This window comes from Amycolatopsis sp. NPDC043887, from assembly GCF_056435665.1.
The window spans coordinates 295,479-319,184 of the sequence record NZ_JBWKEB010000008.1 but is presented as its reverse complement, the minus strand read 5'-3'; the positions used below and the strand labels follow the sequence as shown (position 1 = coordinate 319,184).

The 23,706-nt window shown below is 70.0% G+C and carries 22 protein-coding genes; 6 read left to right on the top strand and 16 right to left on the bottom strand.

All coding sequences use genetic code 11. The features are described from left to right. Nucleotides 1-69: 69 nt before the first annotated feature. The 10 genes from AC069H_RS23260 to AC069H_RS23215 all read right to left on the bottom strand — a co-directional run bounded on the left by AC069H_RS23260 (nt 70) and on the right by AC069H_RS23215 (nt 11,623). Nucleotides 70-1,437 carry a replication-associated recombination protein A gene (locus AC069H_RS23260; protein WP_478233800.1) on the bottom strand — a complete coding sequence of 456 codons (1,368 nt, stop codon included), beginning with the start codon at nt 1,435-1,437 and terminating at the stop codon, nt 70-72. Between the two features lie 43 nt (nt 1,438-1,480). Beyond that, nucleotides 1,481-2,329, bottom strand: a complete 849-nt coding sequence (locus AC069H_RS23255) for an SGNH/GDSL hydrolase family protein (protein WP_478227897.1) — start codon at nt 2,327-2,329, stop codon at nt 1,481-1,483. A 75-nt stretch (nt 2,330-2,404) separates the two neighbouring features. Next, a complete protein-coding gene (locus AC069H_RS23250; protein WP_340683182.1) occupies nt 2,405-3,592 on the bottom strand; it encodes a phosphotransferase in 1,188 nt (395 codons plus the stop codon). Between the two features lie 79 nt (nt 3,593-3,671). Next, complete coding sequence (locus tag AC069H_RS23245; RefSeq protein ID WP_478233799.1) at nt 3,672-4,613, bottom strand: DUF389 domain-containing protein; 942 nt, start codon at nt 4,611-4,613, stop codon at nt 3,672-3,674. Further along, nucleotides 4,613-6,385, bottom strand: a complete 1,773-nt coding sequence (gene aspS, locus AC069H_RS23240) for an aspartate--tRNA ligase (protein ID WP_478233798.1) — start codon at nt 6,383-6,385, stop codon at nt 4,613-4,615. Before aspS ends, AC069H_RS23245 begins: the two co-directional genes overlap by 1 nt. A 114-nt stretch (nt 6,386-6,499) precedes the next feature. Continuing rightward, a complete protein-coding gene (merB, locus tag AC069H_RS23235) occupies nt 6,500-7,075 on the bottom strand; it encodes an organomercurial lyase (protein ID WP_340683185.1) in 576 nt (191 codons plus the stop codon). Nucleotides 7,076-7,237: 162 nt separating this feature from the next. Beyond that, complete coding sequence (locus tag AC069H_RS23230; protein ID WP_478233797.1) at nt 7,238-9,145, bottom strand: intein-containing Rv2578c family radical SAM protein; 1,908 nt, start codon at nt 9,143-9,145, stop codon at nt 7,238-7,240. Nucleotides 9,146-9,276: 131 nt separating this feature from the next. Continuing rightward, a complete protein-coding gene (locus AC069H_RS23225) occupies nt 9,277-10,224 on the bottom strand; it encodes a sucrase ferredoxin (RefSeq protein WP_478233796.1) in 948 nt (315 codons plus the stop codon). An 85-nt stretch (nt 10,225-10,309) separates the two neighbouring features. Then, complete coding sequence (locus AC069H_RS23220; RefSeq protein ID WP_478233795.1) at nt 10,310-11,491, bottom strand: cupin domain-containing protein; 1,182 nt, start codon at nt 11,489-11,491, stop codon at nt 10,310-10,312. Continuing rightward, a complete protein-coding gene (locus AC069H_RS23215; protein WP_255431246.1) occupies nt 11,492-11,623 on the bottom strand; it encodes a hypothetical protein in 132 nt (43 codons plus the stop codon). It abuts the gene before it with no gap. 171 nt (nt 11,624-11,794) lie between these two features. Between AC069H_RS23215 and crcB (AC069H_RS23210) the strand changes: the two genes are divergently transcribed. Continuing rightward, on the top strand, nt 11,795-12,205 hold the full coding sequence (crcB, locus tag AC069H_RS23210; protein WP_478233794.1) for a fluoride efflux transporter CrcB: 411 nt from the start codon (nt 11,795-11,797) through the stop codon (nt 12,203-12,205). Further along, nucleotides 12,202-12,576: a fluoride efflux transporter CrcB gene (crcB, locus tag AC069H_RS23205; protein ID WP_478227889.1), complete on the top strand. Its 375-nt coding sequence runs from the start codon at nt 12,202-12,204 to the stop codon at nt 12,574-12,576. The genes crcB (AC069H_RS23210) and crcB (AC069H_RS23205) overlap by 4 nt, the downstream gene beginning before the upstream one ends. Nucleotide 12,577: 1 nt before the next feature. On the opposite strand, the gene AC069H_RS23200 is transcribed toward crcB (AC069H_RS23205), so the two are convergent. After that, nucleotides 12,578-13,003: a MarR family winged helix-turn-helix transcriptional regulator gene (locus AC069H_RS23200; protein ID WP_478227888.1), complete on the bottom strand. Its 426-nt coding sequence runs from the start codon at nt 13,001-13,003 to the stop codon at nt 12,578-12,580. 86 nt (nt 13,004-13,089) lie between these two features. Here AC069H_RS23200 and AC069H_RS23195 point away from each other — a divergent pair, with 86 nt between their 5' ends. Beyond that, nucleotides 13,090-14,166: an NAD(P)/FAD-dependent oxidoreductase gene (locus tag AC069H_RS23195; protein WP_478233793.1), complete on the top strand. Its 1,077-nt coding sequence runs from the start codon at nt 13,090-13,092 to the stop codon at nt 14,164-14,166. A gap of 187 nt (nt 14,167-14,353) precedes the next feature. Here the strand turns inward: AC069H_RS23195 and AC069H_RS23190 are convergent, their stop codons facing one another. Genes AC069H_RS23190 through AC069H_RS23180 form a run of 3 tightly spaced genes read right to left on the bottom strand, consistent with a single transcriptional unit; the run spans nt 14,354 to nt 18,300 of the window. Continuing rightward, nucleotides 14,354-15,304, bottom strand: coding sequence for an LLM class F420-dependent oxidoreductase (locus AC069H_RS23190; RefSeq protein ID WP_478233792.1), 951 nt, complete (start codon nt 15,302-15,304; stop codon nt 14,354-14,356). Beyond that, nucleotides 15,301-17,424, bottom strand: coding sequence for a S9 family peptidase (locus AC069H_RS23185; RefSeq protein WP_478233791.1), 2,124 nt, complete (start codon nt 17,422-17,424; stop codon nt 15,301-15,303). The genes AC069H_RS23190 and AC069H_RS23185 overlap by 4 nt, the downstream gene beginning before the upstream one ends. 21 nt (nt 17,425-17,445) lie before the next feature. Further along, nucleotides 17,446-18,300 carry a PPK2 family polyphosphate kinase gene (locus AC069H_RS23180; protein ID WP_478227884.1) on the bottom strand — a complete coding sequence of 285 codons (855 nt, stop codon included), beginning with the start codon at nt 18,298-18,300 and terminating at the stop codon, nt 17,446-17,448. Between the two features lie 156 nt (nt 18,301-18,456). On the opposite strand from AC069H_RS23180, the gene rocD reads away from it, so the two are divergent. Beyond that, nucleotides 18,457-19,659 (top strand): ornithine--oxo-acid transaminase, encoded by a 1,203-nt coding sequence (rocD, locus tag AC069H_RS23175; RefSeq protein ID WP_034318170.1) that lies wholly within the window; start codon nt 18,457-18,459, stop codon nt 19,657-19,659. Nucleotides 19,660-19,690: 31 nt separating this feature from the next. Then, complete coding sequence (locus AC069H_RS23170) at nt 19,691-21,052, top strand: DUF2252 domain-containing protein (protein ID WP_478233790.1); 1,362 nt, start codon at nt 19,691-19,693, stop codon at nt 21,050-21,052. Nucleotides 21,053-21,085: 33 nt separating this feature from the next. Here AC069H_RS23170 and AC069H_RS23165 read toward each other — a convergent pair whose 3' ends face one another. Beyond that, the gene (locus AC069H_RS23165) at nt 21,086-21,961 is read right to left on the bottom strand and encodes an FAD-dependent oxidoreductase (RefSeq protein ID WP_478233789.1); all 876 of its coding nucleotides are present in this window, start codon (nt 21,959-21,961) and stop codon (nt 21,086-21,088) included. 70 nt (nt 21,962-22,031) lie between these two features. Here AC069H_RS23165 and AC069H_RS23160 point away from each other — a divergent pair, with 70 nt between their 5' ends. Beyond that, entirely contained in the window at nt 22,032-22,640 is a 609-nt protein-coding gene (locus AC069H_RS23160; RefSeq protein ID WP_478233788.1) for a phosphatase PAP2 family protein, read from the top strand. Here AC069H_RS23160 and zapE read toward each other — a convergent pair. Beyond that, complete coding sequence (zapE, locus tag AC069H_RS23155) at nt 22,594-23,628, bottom strand: cell division protein ZapE (protein ID WP_478227879.1); 1,035 nt, start codon at nt 23,626-23,628, stop codon at nt 22,594-22,596. The two genes, AC069H_RS23160 and zapE, sit on opposite strands and share 47 nt — an antisense overlap. Nucleotides 23,629-23,706: the final 78 nt, after the last annotated feature.

Below are 23,706 nucleotides of genomic sequence, written 5' to 3'. Positions count from 1 at the left end.
ACGGACCGATCACGACCGAAGGACCGGCGCTCGCGTCCCGGCTGGAAGCCGGCATCGCCCGAATGCGGACTAACGCTCACCCCGGATCGTGCGCCGCAGCTTCGGCACCCGCTCGTACAACGTCCGCTCCGCCCCTCGCTGCGTCGGCTCGTAGTAGTCCCGCCCCACCAGCTCGTCCGGCGGGTACTGTTGCGCCAGAACACCTTCCGGCACGTTGTGCGGATACCGGTATCCCTTCGCGTTGCCGAGCTTCTCCGCTCCCGCGTAGTGCCCGTCCCGCAGATGCGGCGGCACCGTCCCGATCCGCCCTGACCGGACGTCGCTGAGCGCGGCGTCGATGCCGGTGATGACGGCGTTCGACTTCGGCGCCGTCGCCAGGTGCACGGTCGCCTGCGCGAGCGCGAGACGGCCTTCCGGCATACCGATGAACTGCACGGCGTGCGCCGCCGCGACGGCCGACTGCAACGCCGTCGGATCGGCCATGCCGATGTCCTCGCTCGCGTGCACCACCAGCCGCCGGGCCAGGAACCGTGGGTCCTCCCCCGCCTCGATCATCCGCGCCAGGTAATGCAGTGCGGCGTCCACATCGGACCCTCGGATCGATTTGATGAACGCGCTGATGACGTCGTAGTGCTGATCGCCGTCGCGGTCGTAGCGCACCGCCGCCTTGTCCACTGTGGACTCGACAATGGCGAGGTCGATCGTCTTGGCCTCGGTCGCGCTCGCCGCGTCCGCGGCCGCCTCCAGCGCGGTGAGCGCGCGCCGCGCGTCGCCGGAGGCCAGCCGCACCAGATGTTCCCGCGCGTCTTCGGTCAGGGTGAGTTCGCCGCCGAGGCCGCGTTCGTCGGCCAGGGCACGCTCGATCAGCGCGCCGATGTCGGCGTCGGTCAGCGGCCGCAACTGCAGCACCAGCGACCGCGAAAGCAGCGGCGAGACGACGGAGAACGACGGGTTCTCCGTCGTGGCCGCCACCAGCAGCACCGTCCGGTCCTCGACGGCGCCGAGCAGGGCGTCCTGCTGGGTCTTGGAGAACCGGTGGACCTCGTCGATGAACAGCACCGTGTTCTCGGCGTTATATCGAAGCCTCCGCTGTGCCTCCTGAATGACCCCGCGCACCTCCTTCACCCCCGCCGACAACGCCGACATCGCCACGAACCGGCGGCCGGTCGCGGCCGAGACGAGGTTCGCCAACGTGGTCTTGCCCGTCCCCGGCGGACCGTAGAGCAGCACGGAAGCGGGAGCGGCGCCTTCGACGAGCCGCCGCAGCGGCGCCCCCTCCCGCAGCAGGTGCTGCTGGCCGACGACCTCGTCGAGCGAACGCGGCCTCATCCGCACCGCCAGCGGTGAGCCCGCCGGGACGGCGACGTCCCTCGGCTCGGCCGGCTCCGGCGGCGGCCCGAGATCGGGGTTCACGGTGAAGAGTTCGTCCTGTGCCACGGTGTCGACGGTAGCCGTACCCACCGACGGTTCCGGCCACAGGTCAGCGCAGCCGCTCCCGGAACGAATGCCACATGATCACGGCCGCGTACGGCACGAACTCCCGGCCGCGCCGCCACACCCACGGGATGCCCTTCAGCACCAGCCAGCCGACGTGCCCGGCGGCACTCGGCTCCACGCCTCCCGAGCAGGTCAGGCTGACCGGCCGCGGCACCGCGAACCCGGCCTCGGCGAGCCGTTCGGTGAACCCGGTCGCCAGCATCCGGTGCCCGAGTTCCGACGGGTGCAGCCGGTCGACGCTCCACGCGGTGAGGTCGTAGGCGCCCGGCAGCAGTTCGAGGTCGAGACATGGCACGCTCTCGCGTTCGACGACCCCGTCGATGGCGGCGTTCAGCTCGGCCACCCGCTGGCTCAACGCCCGCCGCAGCGACTGCGGGAGGCGGAACACCTTGCCATGGTCGTGGTAGCGCACCGGGACCACGGTCGTGCCGACGGCGGCCAGCGCACGGATCACCTCGGTGAGGTCCGCGGCGATCTTCTCGGCACTGAAATCGGGGCGCAGCGTGTCGTTCATCCCCGCCACCACCAGCGCGACGTCCGGCCGGTGCGCCACGGCCGCGGGAAGCTGCTTCGTCAGCACACAGCCCATGCGGGCACCGGTGAACGACGGGTTCAGGTAGCCGTCCGGCTCGACACCCAGCGCCTCGGCGACGAGCGGGCCGACCCCGCGCCAGCCGCCTCGGTCCGGCAGCGGGTCGCCAAGGCCCACGGCCGTGGAATCGCCGAGCACGACCAGTCTGCGCGCGGACCTCGGAACGGCGGGCGCGGGAGGAAGGAGAGGTTCGGGACCTGGAGTGACTTCGACACTGATCACGGTCACGGTAGCCACCATCGGCCACGCAGGCTCACCCGTGATGATGTCTGGGTAACGCGGCGAGGACGGTCGAGCGAAAAGTCCGTGCGGTGGCTACCGGAACGCCGGATAGAACGCGAGATCCGCGTGCGGCCCCAGCCTCGCGCCGAGCGCCGCGGCGACCCTGGTGGCGTGCTCGGAGATGTGGGTCAGGCGGGCGCGCAGCGAGTGTTTGGCCAGTTCCCGCCACCAGGTCACCAGCGCGGCCTCCCGGCTGATCGGCGTGGCGTGCCGGTCCAGGTCCAGCTCCGGGAGGATCTCCCAGGTGATGACCCACAGCAGGAGCAGCTGACCGTCCATCAGGTGCTCGGCCAGCGCGTCTTCGTCCGCGAGCGCGGGCCAGACCGAGACGACCTCGGCCCGCCAGGCCGCGATCATCGCCTCGCTCATCCCCGGCGGCAGTGCCAGCGCGTCCTCACTCGACGCGAACGGGAGCCGCAGGTACGCCGCGTCCATCAAAGTGCTGCGCACCCGGCCGCGTTCGAAGTCGAGGAACCGCACTCCCCCGCTGGTCACGAGGTTGTTGTCCGGGCTGAGATCCACGGGGCTGAACGCCCGGTACGACGGCGAACCCGCTCGCTCGGCGACCTCCATGACCCGCTGTTGCACCGGCTCCGGCGTCTCGACGTCGAGCAGTTCCTCCAGCAGGCCGGGCAGTTGCGCGCAGACCGCGGGCAGCGGCGCGTCCTCGTTCTTGACCGGGCCGCCGAGACGGCGCAGCAGCGCGTTGAAATCGGGTTCGCGGCTCGCCGTGCTCGCGTGCAGCCTGCCCAGCGACCGGGCCCAGGACAGCAGCGCGCGTTCGGCGCCGCGCGCGTCACGCGCGTGGAGCTTGTCGTGCAGCGTCGGGACGCCGCCGAGGTCCTCGATCACCAGGACGCGGTCCCGGCCGTCGTGGGCCAGCAGCTCCGGGCACATGCGGTCCTCCGGCGCGAGCGCGGTGAACAGCTGGTAGCTGACCGCCTCCTGCGCGAACGGGTCGGGCCGTCCCGGTTCGGGTTGGTCGGGGTAGTGCTTGATGACCAGTGTGCGTGGCAGCGCGAACGGCGACGACGCCACCCGCGCCCGCACGACCGTGGCCGGGCCACTGCCGGCGAGGTCTTCGGGGGCGACGAGGGTGATCGCGCTGCCGAATCGGCGTGAGAGGACCGACTCGCCGGCGGCGAGTGCGGCCGCGACGGCGAGGGTTTCGGCTCCAGCTCCGACGGTCGAATCGTCGGCAGAGGAGGTATCGACTGTCATTGCCACCGACCCTACTCGTGACTGAGCAACCATGACCACTGAGATCCGGGCAATCGCGCGCACTGGCGCGATCTGGGACTCATCCGCGTGAAAGCGGACGTTCCGTCACCCTCGATCGTTGCCCACGACGGCGCAATGTCAGCACAATGGCCGCAGCTGCAACGATTCCGATGAGATTGACCAGCAGCTGACCGGCCGAATAAAGGCACCGTTCCCACTGACCGGCAACCGCCGCGACCACCGCGTAACCCGCCGCGGGCACCGTCGTCACCGAGATGAACACGCCGACGAGCGCGGCGGATTTGGCCGAAGTCATGGAAAGCATCCCGGCCGCGCCGGCGAGCAACGCGACGATCAGCGACGCGACTCCGACCTTGTAGACGAAATCCACCTCGTGGTTCTCGGCGAGCTTGCTCACTTCGAGCACACCGGTGGCGCCGCCCACCAGTACCACGCCGAGCGTGATGACCATCGCGATCGGGAAACCGCCGAGCAACGCGATTCCGCCCTGCTTCACGAGGTCTTTCCGGCGCAGCACCAGACCGACCGCGATCGCCGCCAGCGGTCCGAATTCCGGACCCACCACCATCGCACCGACGATGGTGACCGACGAGTTCGTGACGACACCGACCGCCGCCAACAGGCACGCGATGGTCAAAAACGCCTGAAATGTCCAAGTGAGGCGCGACTCCTCGCCGGTGCGGCCGACGAGTTCCTGCCACACCACCGCGTCCGCGGCCTCGCCCGGCGCGGCCTCCTCGGCCTTGTCGGCGGCGTCGGACACCGCGGTGTCCAGCGCTTCCAGCGTGATCCCGCCGGTGTGGTCGAGGTCGAGCCCGCACAGCGACTCGACGATGTCGTCGGTCGCCTCGCGCGCGATATCCGCCTCGATCAGGTCGCCTTCGGGGGCGACCGCCACCCCACGATGCATCACGAGGTGCGCCGTCCCGGCGTGTGCCCGCAGGATCCGGATCGCTTCTTCGGTCCGGTCCGGCGGGCACACGGCCCTGAGATGGAGCATCAGTTCTTCACGGGCGGCGCGGGCTTGGCGTCGATGCCCGCCTCCTTGCGCTGCTCCGCGGTGATCGGCGCGGGAGCCGCGGTCAGCGGGTCGAACCCGCCGCCGGTCTTCGGGAACGCGATGACGTCACGCAGCGACTCGGCCTTGGCCAGCAGCATGACGATCCGGTCCCAGCCGAACGCGATCCCGCCGTGCGGCGGCGGACCGAAAGCGAAGGCGTCGAGCAGGAAGCCGAACTTCTCCTGTGCCTCCTCCTCGGACAGGCCCATCAGCTCGAAGACCTGCTTCTGCAGTTCCTGCTGGTGGATACGGATCGAGCCGCCGCCGATCTCGTTGCCGTTGCAGACGATGTCGTAGGCGTAGGCCAGCGCGCCGCCGGGGTCGTCGGCGAGTTTGCCGATCCACTCCGGGGTCGGCGAGGTGAAGGCGTGGTGCAGGGCCTTCCACTTGCCGCCGCCGACCGCGACGTCGTCGGACTCCTCGGCCGAGATGAACATCGGGAAGTCGACGACCCAGACGAACGACCAGGCGTTCTCGTCGATCAGGCCGAGACGGCCGCCGATCTCCAGCCGGGTGGCGCCCAGCAGCGCACGCGCGTCGGCGGGCTTGCCCGCGGCGAAGAAGACGCAGTCGCCAGGCTTGGCGCCGACGGCCTCGGCGACCGTCTCGCGCTCCTTCTCCGACAGGTTCTTCGCGACCGGCCCGCCGAGCGTGCCGTCCTCGTTGACCAGGATGTAGGCGAGACCGCGATGGCCGCGCTGCTTGGCGAAATCCTGCCAGGCGTCGAGGGTGCGGCGCGGCTGGTCGGCCCCGCCCGCCATCACGACGGCGCCGACGTACGGTGCCTGGAACACGCGGAACGGGGTGTCGGCGAAGAACGCCGTCATGTCGGTCAGTTCGAGGTCGAAGCGCAGGTCCGGCTTGTCCGAACCGTACTTCTCCATCGCCTCGGCGTAGGTGATGCGCCGGAACGGCCGGGGGATGTCGGCGCCGATCAGCTTCCACAGCGCCGTCACGATGTCCTCGCCGAGTGCGATGACGTCGTCCTGCTCGACGAAGCTCATCTCGATGTCGAGCTGGGTGAACTCCGGCTGCCGGTCGGCGCGGAAGTCCTCGTCCCGGTAGCAGCGTGCGATCTGGTAGTACCGCTCGAGACCGCCGACCATGAGCAGCTGCTTGAACAGCTGCGGCGACTGCGGGAGCGCGTACCAGGAGCCGGGCTTGAGCCGGGCGGGGACCACGAAGTCGCGGGCGCCCTCGGGGGTGGAGCGGGTCATGGTCGGGGTCTCGACCTCGACGAACTCCTGCGCGTGCAGCACCTCGCGGGCCGCGCGGTTCACCTCGCTGCGCAGGCGCATCGCGGCCGCGGGGCCGCTGCGGCGCAGGTCGAGGTAACGGTGCTTGAGCCGCACCTCCTCGCCGACGTCGACCCGGTCGTCGATCGGGAACGGCAGCACGGCGGCCTCGGACAGCACCTCGAGCTCGGTGGCCAGCACCTCGATCTCGCCGGTGGGGATCTCGGTGTTGGCGTTGCCCTCCGGCCGCTTCGAGACCTCGCCGACGATGCGGACGCAGTACTCGGAGCGCAGCTGGTGGGCGCGCTCGGCCATCTCGCCCTCGCGGAAGACGACCTGGCTCACGCCGCTGGCGTCACGCAGATCGATGAAGATGACGCCGCCGTGATCGCGCCGCCGGGCCACCCATCCGGTGAGGGTGACCGTCTGACCGGCGTGCTCGGCACGCAAGGTGCCGGCTTTGTGGGTGCGAAGCACTGCGGGTGCTCTCCTTCGGCATCACGATTCTGCGATTCGACGGCTTTTCGCCGACGTCAAAGGCTAACGAATCGCCCCGGATGCCTCGCGACCAGGTACAAACCCGGCGTTTCGTCAGATCGTCGGCCAGGCCTCCAGCGCCGCGACCATCCGCCGGGTGTGCGCCAGGTAGTCCGGCACGGACAGGACCCGGCCGTCGATGTTCTCCAGCAGCCAGCCCGAGGCCGCCTCCTTCGACGCGAAGAACTGCGTGCAGACCAGGGCCTCGACGTAGTCCTGGCCGAGGGCGAGGTCGATACCGGACAACCGCGACGCGGCGACCACGGCCTGCGGCGGGTCGACGCTCAAGACCCTTTCCCTGGTGAAGTGGACCCGGACGCGGGCCCCGGTCGCCGGGCAGACCGCGTCCGCGTGCACGGGTTCACCGGTGGCGACGGCCAGGAGGAACAAGTCGACGCGGTACCGGTCGGAGCCCGCGCGGTCGGCCGGGCGCGAGCCACGGTCCATCACGACCAGGCCGTCGCGGATGGCGAAACCCATCAGGTCCATCAGCCGGTGGGCTTCGGCGGGGTCCATGCCGACGGTCGCGGCGAGTCTTCCGATGGCGATGGGGTGTCTGCCCGCCCTGGTCAGCTTGGTCGCGGCCCAGGCGATGCGGACAGCGGCGGTGCGATCCGTACGGGTGGTCAACAGGCACCTCCTCGCCTTCGTCCCCGTTGAGATTAAGCACGAAAAGGTTTTCCCGCCAAGTCACTGCGCCGAACGGCCGAATGCGTTGTGCGGTAAGAAAATTCACAGTGCGCATCGAGCAACGGGAAGACGCACTTTCGGCCGTATCGGGCGAAAGTGGTGCTACAGCAGTTTGAGCTGCTCGGCCGGCGGCACCACCGCCTCCCCCGAACGCTGCACGGGCATCGTCACCTGCATCCGTTCCCCGTCGTCCGCACGGGAACCGAAGCCGTGACGGCGCAACAACGGGCCGACTTTGGCGCCGAGCCGCTCCCGATAGGACTTCGGGAGATACGCGCCGCGCGCGTACAGCTCGCGATATTTCGGCACCAGCTCCGGATGTTCCCGGCCGAGCCAGCGCGCGAACCATGCCCGCGCGCCCTGCCGCAGATGCAGCGGCAGGACGGTGACCCGGGTGGCACCGGCTTCGGCCAGCCGCGAGAACAGGGCGTCGAGCGCGGCCACCGAATCGGTCAGGTACGGGAGCACGGGGGCGACCAGCACCGAACACGGCAGCCCGGCGTCGCGTGCCTTGCGGATCAGGTCGAGCCTCGCCCGCGGGCTCGGCGTCCCCGGCTCCAGGCGGTGTTGCAGCTTCTCGTCCAGCAGTGCGAGCGAGATCGCCAGCCCGGCGGGCACGTCCTTCGACACCGATCCCAGCAACGGGAGATCCCTCGCCAGCACTGTTCCCTTGGTCAGGATCGACAGCGGCGTGCCCGAATCGGCCAGCGCGGTGATGATGCGCGGCATCAGCTTGTACCGGCCTTCGGCGCGTTGGTAGGGGTCGGTGTTCGTGCCCATCGCGACGTGCTCGCGTGTCCAGCTCGGCCTCCGCAGCTGCGCGGCCAGCACCTCGGGCGCGTTGACCTTCACGATCACCTGCGTGTCGAAATCGCGTCCGGCGTCGAAATCGAGGTACGTGTGGGTGTTCCTGGCGAAGCAGTTGTGCGTGACCATGCCGTCGGCGATGAAGTCGCCCGTGCCGGTGGTGATGTCGAACAACGGCAGCTCGATGCCCAGCGGCTCGATGGACGTCACCTTCCGTCTCGTCCGGCCGATGGGGAGGCCGTCGAGCGATCGTTTCCAGCCGACGGCGGGGTCGGCGAGGTGGAAGAACCGCACCTCCTCCGCGGGCCCGCCGAGGATCTGCACCGTCCACAACGGACGGAACTTGGCGTTTTCGCTTCTGACGTAACGGAAGCCGAAGTTCCCCAGCGCGGAACAGAAGGTGGAGACGATGTCCTGTTCGTCATGGGTGACGCGCAGCGCGCCGTGCCGGTAGCTCCCGGCGAGGTCGAACAACCCGGCCAGGAATCCGCGCAGCCAATGGGAATCCGGCGACGGCGGCACCTGCACGAAGCCGACCGACGCACCGAAATCCGGCAGGTAGCGAAGCGCGCGGTCCGCTGCGTCCTTCTCGGCCGAGAACCCGCCGGAGCGCAACATTCCGCACAGATATCCGGCGCGATAGCCGAGGGTGTCGTCCGGGGTGCGGGCGAGTTTCCCGACGCCGACGAGTTCGGTGCCGCCGACCAGATGCGGCCGCTGCGCGGCGCCGAAACGGGTGCCAGTGACGTGTTTCCACCCGTGCCCGGTCAGGAACCGGTGATCGCCACTGGCCACGATGGACGTTCCGTCGTCGAGGGACAGGCGGTACGCCGGCTTCAGCGTCGACCAGTGCGCGAGGACCTTCGTCGGCACCAGGCGGCGCCCCGCGCCACGCCCGCGCGTCCCGTAGATCGCGTCGCCGGGCGCCAGCTCCGCCAGCGGCTTCGTCCGGCCGTCGGCCATCAGGACCGGCGTCCCGCCTTCGAGGCAGTACGTACACGCGTGAGAACAACCGCGGTACGGGTTCACCGTCCATCCGAACGGGACACCCGAGCCCTCGGGCACCTTGTTCAGCACGGATTTGGCGTGCACCTCGTGAAAGGTGACGCCGTCGAACTCGGGCGTGCGCACCGAACGCAGCAGCCCGTCCAATCCGGGCAGTACCGGCTCGCCGCCGTTCGCCCGCTGTCGATCCCATCGCACCCGGCCAGTCGAACACATGTTCTAGACGGGTGTCAAACAGATGTTCGAACACGGGTGACCTTCGCGGCATTTCGTCCTCTGGATGCGGTAGTTGCGCGCGCAAGTACCGCATCCAGAGGACGAAATGCGTGCTAGAGCTTCGTGATCTCCTCGGTCACGTACCCGGCGGGCTGGATCAACCCCGCGCACCGGCTGTCCCCGCGCGGCGTCGCCGACCGGCGGCGCACCGTCACCGCGTAGAAGTCCTCGCCACCGCGCACGGTGACGACCCGCGCGTCCGATTCGAGCAGCGGCTCCTCCTGGACGGCGAGCACGTCGTCGAGACCGGACAGGTCCAGCTGCCGCCGGAGCGCGATCTCCGCGAACTGCGCCCACGCCGTCCGGGCGGATGTCCGGCCACGAAGCCGCTCCGGCTCGACCTGACCACGGAGGGCGGACTTGGCGACCAGCGCCGCTTCGGCCGGGTTGAGCTGGCCGTGCAGGAAACCGTCGGGGACCACCAGGAGATTGCCCGCCCAGCGGTCACCGCCGACATGGCTGACCTCCCAGGCCCGGCCGGGGTGGTTGGTGTTGAGCGTCGATGCCAGCGGGCGGCCCAGCACCGCGCAGCACATGTCCTTGGTGCCGTGCGTGCAGACCAGGAACAGCGGCCCGTCCACTCGCGTGCCGAGCCCGCCCATGCCTTCCGCGACCGCTTCGAGGTCCAGCTCGGCCAGCTCGCCGAGGTCGCGGATCTCCAGCCGCTCCAGCCAGCGGTTGCCCGGCTCTCCTCCGCCGACGTACACGGAACGGGGGCGATCCGGGTCGCGCCGATGTTTGCCCGGACGACGGATCAGCAGCGGACGGAGCCCGTGGGACCGTCTCAGATTTTCGAGCAGCTCGCGGCGCTCGGCGGGAAATGCCTCGTCGAGGACGTTTTCCAGCGCGTCCGCGGGCCAAGGACCCGGCTGCTCGATGAGCAGCCAGCAGCGCATGTCCGCGGCGGTGCCGGCGGGGCTCGCGCCCAGCATGCGCGCGACGGTGGCGCAGCCCGGCAACGCGGCGGGCGGCGCTGGGGTGTCCGAGAGCTGAGCGGTCATCGGCTGACCACTCCGGACTTCACCTTAGGCATGCCTTAGCTTACCCCGCCCGACCTCCCTTCACACTTCTCGTCCTCTGTGACTTTCAGCCGATCGAGAGAAGTCCCTGCGTGGTGAGCTCGCCGAGGAAGGCCCGCACCGTCCCCCGATCGAGTTCGGACAGCTCGGCGAGTCGTTTGACCGCCTGCGGCGTTCCGTCGAGCAGCGCCTTCAGCAGTGGAGCCGCGGCGCCCGCGAAGACGAACCGTTTACCGTCAGCGAGCAGGGTCACCCGGCCGTCGCGTTCTTCGAGCACCGCCCTCGGGACGAGAAACCGGACCTCGGTCTCGTCACCGTCCGGCAGCAGGCCGGGGGTCGCCGCCCAGGGCAGCCCGACCCGCGGATGAGCCGGGGCCGCCGAGTCGCGTTCGGCGAGGAACCTGTCGACGACGTCACCGGTCAGCGTGGCTTCCAGTTCCGCCCGCAGCGCGGCGGCACGGGCCGCCCGCTCCTCGTCCGTCCCGAATCTCGGGAGGTCCTGGCGGAACACGGTGCTCGCCCGGAGCTTGTCGGCGAGCCAGGACACCAGGTCGATCCCGGTGGCCGGGCTGAACCCGAGCGTGAGGTGCAGCGACATCTCCCCCACCGCGGTGACGTCGTGCCAGTGTCCGCGCGGGACGTAGAGGACGTCGCCGTCTTCGAGGATGAAGTCGTCGATCGGCTCACCGGGCCGCTCGGGCTGCTCGACGTCGCGATGCAGCGGAGCGGGCCTGGTCGGGCCGTGCATCCGCCAGCGTTTGCGGCCGGCGACCTGGATGATGAACGCGTCGTGGTCGTCCCAGTGCACGTCGAAACCATGGGTCACGCCCCAGCCCGCGTACAGGTTGACCTGGACGCTCTCGCGGAGGTCGTGTTCGAGACTCCTGGCGAGATCGCCGATCGGATCGCTGAGTTCCTGGATGGCGTCGAGCACCATCGTCGCGCCGCCGCGGAGGTGCTCGGTGAACGGAGCGGCCAGCAGGCGAGGAACGGTGCCACTGCGGCGGGTGGGAACGAGATCGGTGTAGCTCTCCATGGGCACCGGGGTGCCGTCGAGCGCGAGGCGCAGCCGCGGGAACTCCAGGCGGTGCTGCCGGAGGATCGCGTTCAGCGCCGGCCACGGCAGCAGGCCGGCGAACCGGCCCGCGCGGCCTTCGAAACGGCGATAGGTCTCGCCCTGGACCTCTTGGAAGAACTGGCTGACCCCGAGCGGAGCCACGAGGTCAGCCAGCGTCGGCGGTTCGGGCACTCAGCCGTCGTTGCCGTCGTTGTCGGCGGCCGCGCCGTTGGCCTTCCCGCGGTCGACCGCGGTCGGGATCATCTCGACCTCCAGCAGCAAACCGCTGTCGGGAGCCTGCGTACCTGACTGTTCCTGTGCCATCCTGCCACCTTTTCTCAGACGAGCGGACGGACCGAAAATCGGCCTGGAGCGCCGCCCAGCCTACGACACGTTTCGAGATAATTCACTGTCCAGCAGGGAAAAACGGCCTAGCGAGCGATCTTCGACACCGTGGCGCCGGTTCACCCGGACAGCGGTTCTAAGCTGCCATCCATGGCTGATCCGGCATCCGTCCCCCGCCCGCGCTGGGACGTGCTCGCGGCCGTAGGCGCCGGTGGCGCGCTGGGCAGCCTCGCCCGCTACGGACTGTCGGTCGCGATCCCCCATCCCCGGGGTCAGTTCGCGTTTTCCACCTTTGCCACCAACGTTTCCGGCTGCCTGCTGATCGGCGTCCTGATGGCGTCGCTGACCGCCACGGCCGATCCGCACAGGTTGCTCCGGCCGTTCCTCGGGGTCGGGATCCTGGGCGGTTACACGACGTTTTCGACCTACGCGACGGACACACTCGATCTCGTGACGACCGGGCGCCCGTTCACCGGGTTGGCCTACGCGTTCGGAACGGTGGCCGCGGCACTGGTAGCCGTCTACGCCGGGCACGAGATCACCCGTGTGGTGAAGAAATGACCCTCTTCTTCGTCGCGCTCGGCGGCGGTTTCGGTGCGATCGTCCGTTTCCTGACCGATCTCCGGCTGCGCGCGTGGCGGGGCGCCGCCTTCCCATGGGGCACGCTGGCGGTCAACATCGCGGGCTCGTCGCTCCTCGGCGTCCTGACCGGCTGGGCACTGCACGGCGGCCAGCCGGACGGCGTCCGCTCGCTGCTGGCCGTCGGGTTCTGCGGCGGGCTCTCCACGTTTTCGACGTTCGGGTACGAAACCCTGCGCCTGTTCACCGAGAAGACGCGAGCACGCGCCGTGGTGAACGCCGTCGCCACGATGGCCGCCGGGATCGGCGCCGCGGCGGCCGGGCTGCTGCTCGCCGTCGCGATCTGGCACTGAATCAGTCTTCGGGCGCCATCCGCCACGCCGCGGCCGCGATCGCCTCACGCTGTTCGGCCGGGAGGTCCGCCGCCATCTCCTCCAGCTTTTCGACGACGCCTTCGTGGGCGGCGTTCGCGAGCCGGAGTCCCTCTTCCGTCAGCGTGATCTTCAGCGCGCGGCGATCGCAGGAATCCGCGACCCGCTCGACGAGCGCGCGCCGCTGCACACGGTCCACCAGGCCGGTGACGCTGGACTTCTCCAGGTTCAGCATCTTGCCCAGGTCGGTCATCCCGACGCCCGCCTCCCCCTGCGCCAGCACGCAGAGCAGCTGAGCCTGCTGCGGCGTGAGGTCGTGCGACCGGCCGACGTCGATGAAAGCCCGCTGCACCAGATGCGAGAGCCGCACCAGCGCCGTCGCGAATCCGAGGTCTTCGGCCGTGGTCATGAGCGCAGTCTACTTGACGATCGTTCGGAGTACGAACTACTGTAGTTCGTAGTACCAACATTCCGTACTACGAACTAGGGGATCTCATGACCACGACCGTGGCCGTCATCGGCGGGGGATACGGCGGCACGACCGTCGCCAAGGAGCTGGACTCGTTCACCGACGTCGTGCTCGTCGAGCCGCGCGAAGACTTCGTCCACCACGTCGCCGCCTTGCGGGGACTCGTCGATCCCGAGTGGACGGATCGGCTCTTCTACCCGTACGCCCGGCTTCTCGAGCGGGGACGGGTGCTCCGCGACCGCGCGGTGCGCGTGGACGAGGACGGCGTCACGCTCGCTTCGGGTGAACGGCTCACGCCGGACTACGTCGTACTGGCGACCGGTTCGGCGTACCCGTTCCCGGCGAAGATCGATTTCCACGACAGCGCTTCGGCGAAGGCGAAGATCCGTGCCACCCGGGAGGAACTCGCGGGCGCGGAGAAGGTGCTGCTGCTCGGCGCGGGCCCGGTGGGCCTCGAACTGGCGGGCGAGATCAAGGCGGTGTGGCCGGAGAAGGCCGTGACGATCGTCGATCCGGCGAAGGAGATCTTGCCCGGTTTCCCGGAGGACTTCCGCGCGGAGATCCGCCGCCAGCTCGACGGACTGGGCGTCGAACTCCTGCTCGGCACCTCGCTGACCGAGCCACCGGTCTCGGAACCCGGGCAGGCCAAGACGTTCACCTCGGGGCTCAGCGGCGGCGGCGAGGTGACCGCCGACCTGTGGTTCCAATGCTACGGCGGCGCGCCGCACACCGCGTACCTCGACGGCGAACTGGCCGCCGCGCGGCAGGCGAACGGGCAGGTGGAGGTGACTCCCGAACTGCGTCTACCGGGACAGCCCGGCGTGTTCGCGCTCGGCGACATCACCGCGCTGCCGGAGGGGAAGCTGGCGAAGGTGGCCGGTGACCACGCCGAGGTCGTCGTGGCCAACATCCGGGCGCTGATCGAAGGCGGCGAGCTGCGCGCGCATACGCCGGGCGGGCCGATGATCTCGTTGCCGCTCGGGCCTTCCGGGGGCGCGACCTACGCCGAGAAGGTCGGGATCCTGGACGCGGCGACCACTTCGGAGATCAAGGGGTCGCACATGATGGTGTCCAGGTACGAGGAGATGTTCGGGAAGGCATAGGGGCTCGTGAGTGGTAAGGGTGGTGAAGGCCTCCTTGCCTACCCTGAAGGTAGGGAAGGAGGCCTTCGCTACGCCGTCGACGTGGCTTTCGCGACACGATCGAAGGCGGCCATGAGCGGACCGCCCATCGCACCCGACACGTTTGCCTTACCCCTCAATAGAACCCGAAACGCCACTCACGAGGTTGTCAGCGGGGAGCCAGCCCACGCACGTGCGTGAACGGGTCCTCCCCCGTCGGCAGCAGCGCGATGATCGGCGTCGTCAGCCCGTTGTCCACATAGGACTGCACCTGCTCGCGGCAGGAATCGAGGCTGCCGTGGACGATCAGGTCGTCGACGACCTCGTCCGGGATGACCTGGTTCGCCTTCTGCCGGTCGCCCGCGGCCCACGCCTCGTGCATCGGCGCGAGCGCGTCGCCGCGGCCGAGCCATTCGTGGAATGCCGCGTACACCGGCACGGTCAGGTAGCTCGAGATGAGCATCCGGCCGAGCCCGCGCGCGGCGGCCTTGTCCTCGGTGGGGCAGACGAAGATCCGCGCGGCCAGTTCGGTGTCCTGACCGATCTCGGCCCGCACCTTCGGCACGTCGGAGGCGGCGAGCCAGTTGGTGATGGCACCGTCCGCCTCCTTCGCGGCCAACCGCAGCATCCCCGGCCGCAGCGCGGCGAGCATGATCGACGGCGGCGGGTCGGCGGGCCGCTCCAGCCGGAACTTGCTGACGGAGAACGACTCGTACTCCTCGGTGACCTTCTCCCCCGCCAGCGCCGACCGCAGGAAGCGCAGTGTGTCCCGCGAACGCGCGAACGGCACTTCGAACTCGGCGGCGTTCCAGTTCTTCACGATCACCGGCGACGACGCGCCGATGCCGAGCACGAACCGGCCGGGCGCCAGTTCCGCGACGGTCGCCGCGCTCATCGCCAGCAGCCCGGGTCCGCGTGTGTACACCGGCACGATCGCGGTGCCGAGCCGAAGCTGCGGCGCCCACTGCGAGGCCAGCACCAACGGCGTGAAGGCGTCGTGGCCCGCCGTCTCGGCCGACCACGCGTCGGTGTAGCCGAGATCCGGCAGCTCCCGCACCATCTCCTCGTGCGCCGCGAGCGGCACCCCGGTCAGCGGAATGGTGATGCCCCACCGTTTCATGCGTTCTCCTCGCTCTTGACCGCGGCACCGGACAGCTCACGCACGATCCAGTCCACCTGCGTGCGCATCAGGTTCTCCGCGACCTCTTCGGCTTGCGGCGTCATATGCGTCGCGCCGGCCAGCGGCAGGAACACGTGCGCGCGTCCCTTGGCCAGCAGGGCCGACGACAGGCGCAACGAGTGGGCGACGAAAACGTTGTCGTCGGCCAGCCCGTGCACGATCAGCAGTGCCCGCGAGAGGTCGCCGGCGCCGGCGATCAGCGAGTTGTGCTCGTACGAAGCGGTTTCCTCCCGCGGAAGCCCGAGGTAACGCTCGGTGTAGTGCGTGTCGTACAGCGACCAGTCGGTCACCGGGGCGCCCGCGACCCCGGCGTGGAAGACGTCGGGGCGCCGCAGCACGGCCAGCGCGGAGAGATAGCCGCCGTAGGACCAGCCGCGGATCGCGACCCGTTCCAGATCGAGTTCCGGATGGAGCGCGGCCGCCGCGTGCAGGGCGTCGACCTGGTCGGCGAGGGTGACATCGGCGAGTTTTCCGGCGATCTCCTTTTCCCAGGCCGCACCCCGGCCGGGGGTCCCGCGCCCGTCGGCGACCAGCACCGCGAAGCCCTGGTCCGCGAGCCACTGCGGGGTCAGGAAGGCGTTGCGGGTCTGCAGGACACGCTGGGCGTGCGGGCCGCCGTACGGGTCGAGCAGCACCGGGAGCTTGCCTTCGCTCTCCTCGTACCCGGTCGGCAGCACCAGCGCGGCGCGCAGGCCCCGCTCCCCCAGCGTCAGCCAGGTCACATTCGGCACGACGTCGGGGTCGACGGTGAAGGAACCGATGCGTGCCACCGTCTTCTCGCCGGACACGACGGTCACCACCGGGCCGCTGCGCTCCAGCGTCCAGGACGAGAGCACGGTCAGCGAAGCGTTCCCGGAGCCGACGTGCACACCGTCCTCAGTGGACAGACGGCGGAGCTCGCCGCCTTCCGTGCGAAAGACGTGGATCTGCGTCGGATCGGCCTCCGAGGCGCTGAACAGCACCTCGTCGCCGACGTGCAGGATCGAGCGCACCTGCAGTCCCGGCGGGGTGGCCGCGACCCCGTCGACGACCAGCCGGTGGTCACCGTCGGCGGCGCTCTCGCGGACCAGGCGGCCGTCGGTCGTCCACGCCGGGACGCCCGCGGCGAGCTCGACCCAGTGCTCGTCGGTCTCGGTGTGCAGCACCTCGACCGCGCCGGTCGCCGGGTCGACCGCCTGGATCTCCAGCTTCCGCTGGTCACGCGACTGCACGGACAGCAGCGGCTTGCCCGAGGCGGACCAGTGCACCGCGGCCAGGTACTCCCAATCGGTCTTCTCGATGTCGACGCGGGAGCCGTCGAGGCCGAGGATCGCCAGTGTCACGTCCGCGTTCGTGGTGCCCGCCGCCGGATACGCGACGACGTTCGCCGCCGACTGCGGGTTCGCCGGATCGGCGATCGTCCAGCGCGGCACGGCGGCCCGGTCGGACCGCTCGACCAGCAGGCTCTTCCCGTCCGGCGACCACCAGTACCCGCGCGTGCGGCCCATCTCCTCGGCCGCGATGAACTCCGCGAGCCCCCAGGCGATGTCGTCGCCCGCTTCGCTGTCTTCACCGCCGAGCAGCCGGTCTTCACCGGTGACCCGGTCGATCACCCGCAGGCGGCGGTCGCGGACGTAGGCGACGTGCGTGCCGTCCGGGCTGGGCCGCGGGTCGACGACCGAACCGTCGACCAGCACCGACACCTCACCGGTGGCCAGGTCGAGGGTGTGGAGCTTGCCCGAGAGCGAGAACGCGGCGACGGTGAAGGCGTCGTCGACCGCGTAGCCGACCACACCGCCGCCGGTCTCCCGGCTGCGCTCGCGACGGGCACGCTCTTCCGGCGGCAGGTCTTCTTCACCGGGCAGCAGCTCGGCGGCGTCGACCAGCTTCGTCTCCTCGCCCGACGCGACGTCGAACGACCACAGGCTGTGCCGAGGGTCGGTGCCGGACTCGGACCGCAGGAACAGGATGCGGGCGCCGTCCGGGGAGACCTTGAACTCTTTCGGCGCGCCGAGGGTGAAGCGCTGGGTGCGGGCCTGACGGCGGAGGAACGGGAGATCTTCGAGGCTGTTGTCGGTCACGTCCCGCACTCTCTCAGACGATCAACCGGAGACGCCAACGCCTTCCAGCTTCTTCAGCTCCGTCTCGGGATCGAAGTCGGCGGGCGGGAACTTCGGGTCCATCTCCTCGATCGTCTCGATCAGCAGCCGCGCGACCAGCCAGTTGCGGTACCACTTGCGGTCGGCCGGGACGGCGTACCAGGGCGCGGCCGCCGGGGAGGTCTTGGCGAAGATGTCGGCGTAGGCCTTCTGGTAGTCGTTCCACTGGGCGCGCGCGTCGAGGTCCGCGGGGTTGTACTTCCACCACTTCGCCGGATTCTCCAGCCTCGCCTTGAGGCGCTTCAGCTGCTCCTCCGGCGAGATGTCGAGGAAGACCTTCACGATCGTCGTGCCGGCGTCGGTCAGCTCCTTCTCGAACGCGTTGATCTCGGCGTAGCGCTTGCGCCACTCCGCCGCGGGCACCAGCTTCTGCACGCGCGGGACCAGGATGTCCTCGTAGTGGGAGCGGTCGAAGACGCCGACCTGCCCCGGCACGGGGAGCTGTTTGCGGATCCGCCACAGGTAGTGGTGGCGCCGCTCGGTCGCGGTCGGCTTCTTGAACCCGGCGTACCGCACGCCCATCGGGTTGACGAGACCGAGGACGTGGCCCACGGTGCCGCCCTTTCCCGAGGTGTCCATCCCCTGCAGGACCAGCAGGAGGCTCCGGTTTCCCCCGCCGACGCCCTCCGCGTACAGGGCCTCCTGCAGCTCGGCGAGCCTGCCTCCGGCGTCGGCGAGGTCCTTGAGCCCCTCGGGCTTCTTGGTCGGCCCGATCGGGAACGAGCCGGGATGGTGCCGCTCGGCGCCCTTGCCGATCCTCAGCGTGTCCCGGACGGAGACGGTGTCCTTTTTCGCCATCCGGCGACGATAACCGCGCTCCGGACACCGCGCCTCCGGTGATCAAGTACGCCGATGCACGATTTCGCCACCCGAAGGAGTCGATACGCAATGAACAACGGGTCAAAGCAACGTTTCCCGGATGAAAGCGGCCGGATGGACATCTAACCTGAACGCATGACGACCGCCGACTTCATCGCGCTCGACGAGCAGTGGAGCACGCACAACTACCACCCGCTCCCGGTGGTGATCGCCACCGCCGAAGGAGCCTCGGTCACCGACGTCGAGGGCAAGACCTACCTCGACTTCCTCTCCGGCTACTCCGCGCTGAACTTCGGGCACCGCCACCCCGGGCTCATCGCCGCCGCGATCGAGCAGTTCGGCCGGGTGACGCTGACCTCGCGCGCCTTCCATCACGACCAGCTCGGGCTGTTCTGCAAGGAGCTCGCCGAGCTGACCGGCACCGAGATGACCCTGCCGATGAACTCCGGCGCGGAAGCCGTCGAGTCGGCGGTGAAGATCGCCAGGAAGTGGGCGTACCGGGTCAAGGGCGTCCCCGACGGGCAGGCGGAGATCGTCGTCGCAGGCTCGAACTTTCACGGCCGCACGACGACCATCGTGTCCTTCTCCACCGACGAGACCGCGCGCGCCGACTTCGGCCCGTTCACCCCGGGCTTCGTCACCGTCAAGTACGGCGACGCCGAAGCGCTGCGCGACGCCATCACCGAGCGCACCGCCGCGATCCTGCTGGAGCCGGTGCAGGGCGAGGCCGGCGTGATCGTCCCGCCCGCCGGCTACTTCGCCGAGGCCCGCCGGCTGTGCGACGAGCACAACGTCCTGCTGATCGCCGACGAGATCCAGTCCGGTCTCGCCCGCACCGGCACCGTCCTCGCGCTCGACCACGAAGGCGTCCGTGCCGACGTCTACACCTTGGGCAAGGCGCTCGGCGGCGGGATCATGCCGGTGTCTGCCGTGGTCGGCGGCAAGGACGTGCTCGGCGTGCTGCGGCCGGGTGAACACGGCTCCACCTTCGGCGGGAATCCGGTCGCCTGCGCGATCGGGCGGGCCGTGGTCGGGCTGCTGAAGACCGGGGAGTTCCAGGAGCGTTCGCGGGAACTGGGCGCCCACCTGCACTCGCGGCTCGGCGAACTGGTCGGGAACGGGCTCGCCGAGGTCCGCGGGCGCGGGCTCTGGGCGGGGATCGACATCGCGCCCGGCGGGCCGACCGGCCGCGAGGCGTCCACCGCGCTGGCCGAACGCGGCGTCCTGTGCAAGGAGACGCACGACCACACGCTGCGGATCGCGCCGCCGCTGGTGATCAGCCGCGAGGAGCTCGACCGCGGTATCGACGCCATCACGGAGGTCGTCAAGACCCGGTGAACCTTTCGGACGGGCTGTACGTTGCCTGTCCATGGGAGACAAGCGGGAGTGGGTGGAGCGGCCGCTGGTCGGCACCGAGTCGGTGTCGCCGGAGGACTGGTTCGCGAGGGGTAAGGCACTGCGGGACGAGGCGCCCTCGTCCGCGCACGACCACGCGGCGGCGGGCGAAGGGCGGCCCAGCGTGGCGGAGTTCTTCGCGCGCACCAACGAAGGCCGCCTGCCGGAACTGGTGGAACTGCGGCGCGAGCGCATGCTCGCGTCGCCGTTCACCTTCTATCGCGGTGCCGCCGGGCTGATGGCCGCCGATCTGGCCGGCTCGCCGTCGTCCGGGTTGACGGCGCAGCTCTGCGGCGACGCGCACGCCGCGAACTTCGGGCTGTACGGCACGCCCGAAGGCCAGATCGTCATGGACATCAACGACTTCGACGAATCGGTGCCGGGCCCGTGGGAGTGGGATCTCAAACGGCTCGCCGCGAGTCTCGTCCTGGCCGGGCGCGAAGGCGGCATCGGCGAATCGGGCTGCCGCGAAGCCGCCGAAGACGCGGTTAAGTCGTACCGGCGCACCATCCGGGGGCTGGCGGAGCTGCCGTTCCTCCGGTCGTGGAACGCGTTGCCGGACGCGTCGGTGCTGAGCAAGGTCAAGGCGCACGACCTGATCGACGACTTCGAGGAAGCGGCCGAGAAGGCGCGGAAGAACACCAGCGCCAAGGTCACGGCGAAGTGGACCAGGCGCATCGACGACCACGAGACCGGCCTCGAACGGCACCGGTTCGTCGAAGACCCACCGGTGCTCACGCACGTCGACGACGCGACCGCCGAAGCCGTCGTGACCGGATTGGTGTCCTATGTGGACACGCTGCGCGAGTCCCGGCGGACGCTGATCTCACGGTACCGGGTGTCCGATGTGGCTTTCCGGGTGGTCGGCACCGGCAGTGTCGGGCTGCGCAGCTACGTGGCCCTGCTGCACGGGAACTCCGGCGAAGACCTTGTCCTGCAGGTGAAGCAGGCCATCCCGTCGGCGCTCGCGCCGTTCCTCGGCCTGCCGGCCCCGGAGCACGAGGGGCGGCGGATCGTCGAGGGCGCGCGGCTCGTGCAGGCCGAGACGGACATCCTGCTCGGCTGGACGACCATCGACGGCGTGCCGTACATCGTGCGGCAGTTCCGGAATCTCAAGGGCGACATCGATCCGGCGGAGCTGAAGAAGGACCACCTCGACGACTACGGCCGGCTCGCCGGCGCGTTGCTCGCGCGGGCGCACGCGCGATCACTGCATCCGCGGATGCTGGCGGGCTACTTCGAGGACGACGAAGACCTCGACGAGGCCATCGGGGCCTACGCGGTGCGGTACGCGGATCAGACCGAAGCGGACTTCGCCGCCTTCGCCGCCCTCTGACCCCACGCATTTAGTCCTCTGAATGCGGAGCGCTCACACCAGGGCCAGGACGTCGTCGGCGCAGCCCCAGGCGACCGTGATCCCCGCACCCCCGTGCCCGTAACAGTGCACGACCCGGCCGTCCCGGTCCAGCCGCACCTCGGGCCGGAACGGCCGCAGGCCCACCTTCGCCCCCAGCACGGGCGCGTCGGCCAGCGCGGGCACGAGTTCCCGGCACCGCCGCACGATGTCGGCGGTCACCCCGGGATCCGGCTCGACGGAGTCGCGCCCCGGCTCCTGCGTGCCGCCGCAGACGACGTGCCGTCCGTGCGGGATCACGTGCCGCAGCACCGGAGTGGCCCCGTCGACGATCCATTCGGTCAGCCCCGGGTCGGCGAGATGGACGACCTGGCCGCCGACCGGCACCACGGTTCCGTCCCCCGCGAGCCGCCCGCCACCGAGCCCGGCGGCGTTGACGACGAGGTCCGCGTCGAGGTCGTCCAGCCTCGTGACGGTGCGGTATTCGGTACGCACGCCCAGCGCGGCGACCTGGCCGGCGAGCCAGTTGAGGTACACCGGGGTGTCGACCAGTGCGGTCGTGAAGGTGAGCCGTCCGGGTTCGTGGTCGAGGCCGGGCATCGACAACGCCCACGAAGGCAGCGGCGCCTCGCGCGGGACGAGGTACGTTCCCCGGACCATGCGGACCCCTGGCGCGCCGAGGACGCGGTACTCCTCGACGCTCGTCGCGGTCCAGCGATCGACGCGGTCGGAGTTCGCCGCCAGCGGCGGGAAGAGCACGCCACCGGCGACCGCCGACGTGGTCTCCCCCGGTCCGGCGTCGGTGACCACCGTGACGTCGTGCCCGGCCCCGGCCAGCCGGTACGCGCAGCTGAGCCCGATCACGCCGCCACCGACCACACTGATCCGCATCGAAAGCCCCCTTCGTCCTCGCGAGCCGTCCCTGCATGGTGACTGATCACCCGTCACGTAATCTCGCCGGATGAGCGGAAGAGGGCCGTACGGGCCGGTCGCGGTGACTTGTGCCGCGATCATGGTCGTCCTCGGTTTGCTGGTCTCCGGCGACGGCCCTTCCGTTCCCGACGAGCTCGCCGTCAGGTGGGTGGAGCGGTCCTTCGGTCCCGACACCGCCCTTCTGCGGCTCCTGGTGCTGCCGACCGAGGCCTACGTCCTGATCCCGGTCGCGGTCCTCGCCGCCGTCCTCTGCCTGATCGGACGGCGCAGGCTCGAAGCGGCGCTGACCATCGTCGGCCCGCTCATCGCGATCCTCGCGAACACATGGGTGCTCAAACCGCTCTTCGACCGCTGGAAGTACACCTACCTCGCCTACCCCAGCGGGCACACCGTCGCGCTGGTCGCGGTGCTGACGGTGCTCGTCCTGCTCGCCCGCCCCGGCGTCGCGACGGTGGTCATGGCGACGGTGAGCGCCGTGGTGCTCTGCGGAGTCACGATCGGCATGCTCGGCCTCGGCTACCACTACCTGACCGACGTCGTGGGCGGCACGCTGTTCGCCGTCGCGACCGTGTGCGCGACGTGGGTGCTGCTCAGCTGGGCTGCACGGCGTCGCGAGCCAGTGCCGTCAGACGGCTGACGGCGCGCAGGTACTTCTTGCGGTAGCCGCCGTTCACCATCTCCTCGGTGAACAGCTCCGGCACCGGCTCACCCGAGACCACCAGCGGGATCGCGCGGTCGTAGAGCCGGTCGGCGAAGGCGACCAGGCGCAGTCCGACGTTCTGGTCGGGCACCGGGTGGATATCGCGCAGGTGCACCCGGGCCACGCCGTCGAGAAGCCTGCCGTAGCGCGAAGGGTGCAGGCCGCCCAGGTGTTCGCACAACGCGTCGAAATCGTCCACAGTGGACTCAGGGTGCGTGGCGGCGGAGGCTTCCAGCTCCTCGGGGCTCGCGGGCGGCGGCGCGTCCGGCAGGCCGCGGTGCCGGTAGTCCGGGCCGTCGACGCGGCAGACGCCGAACCGGGCGGACAGCGACTGGATCTCGCGCAGGAAGTCCGCGGCGGCGAACCGGCCCTCGCCGAGTTTGTCCGGCAGCGTGTTGGACGTCGCCGCCACGAACACGCCCGCCGAGATCAGCTCCTGCAGCAACCGTGTGACGAGCATGGTGTCACCGGGGTCGTCGAGCTCGAACTCGTCGATCGCCAGGAACCGGTGTTCGGACAGCCGCCGCACCGCCTCGGCGAAACCCAGCGCGCCGACGAGGTGGGTCAGCTCCACGAACGTCCCGTACGCCTTGGGCGACGGCGTCTCGTGCCAGGTCGAGGCGAGCAGGTGTGTCTTGCCCACGCCGAAACCGCCGTCGAGGTAGAGCCCCATCGGCCCGGACGGCACCTCGTCCCCGCCGCCGAAGAACGCGCGCAGCTTCGACTTCGGCTTCCGGCTCGACGCTTCCGCCACGCGCTTCGCGAACGCGCCACAGGTGACGACGGCTTCGGCCTGGCTCGGCTCGTCCGGGTTGGGCACGTACGTGGAGAACCGGACCGCGTCGAACCTCGGCGGCGGGACGAGCGCGGTGATCAGCTCGTCGGCGGACAGCTCCGGACGGCGATCGATCAGGCGGGCGGGCATTCGCCGAGCGTAACGGCACCGGCCTGGCGGGTTCACCCTCCCTGACCGGGCGTATCCCCCGCTCAGCGGTGCCATCGG